This window comes from Vibrio sp. 2033 (assembly GCF_033339735.1).
This window is the reverse complement of record NZ_JAWOVC010000398.1, coordinates 1-675: the sequence shown is the minus strand read 5'-3', so window position 1 is coordinate 675 and position 675 is coordinate 1. Positions and strand designations below refer to the sequence as shown.

Annotated in this window: 1 protein-coding gene; it reads right to left on the bottom strand. The window is 51.4% G+C overall.

The annotated features are described in order from the left end of the window. On the bottom strand, nucleotides 1–675 hold a 675-nt coding region (locus R7P74_RS26820), incomplete at both ends, for an FAD-dependent oxidoreductase (RefSeq protein ID WP_318123700.1).

Genomic DNA, 675 nt, shown 5'->3' with positions numbered 1-675 from the left:
CGCTCGCCACGCGATAGCAATACCATCACCCGATGATACATCAGGGTTAGAGGTGTATTGATAAACCTTTGATGCGCCACCTGTCGCTAGAACCACAAATTTGGCGCGCACGGTTTCTACGTGCTCTTCGTTTCGGTTCCAGATATAGGCACCGATGACTTTGTTTTTATCACCACCGATTTTATCTTCAGTGATCAAGTCCAGAGCGTTGTGGCGTTCAAGAACATGAATATGGGGATGGTTGTGGGCGTTGTCCTGCAATGAGGTTTGCATTGCCATACCGGTTGCGTCTGCGGCGTGCAGAATACGGCGGCGGCTGTGGCCACCTTCGCGGGTTAGGTGGTAACGAGGTTCATCGTCAGAATCATCGTCTTCACGGTCAAACGGTACACCGCCGTCAATCAGCCATTGCACACATTCTTTTGAGTGTTCTGCAATGAATCTCACGGTCTCTTCGTCACAGATACCATCCCCGGCAATTTGGGTATCTTCAACGTGCGACTCAATGGTGTCGGATTCATCGAACACCGCGGCAATACCGCCTTGAGCGTAGTAAGTTGCCCCTTCGCTGCGCGGTCCTTTGCTGAGTACCATTACTTTACAGTGGTTTGCGACACGTAAAGCCAACGACAAGCCCGCAGCGCCACTCCCTACCACTAACACATCACATTCATG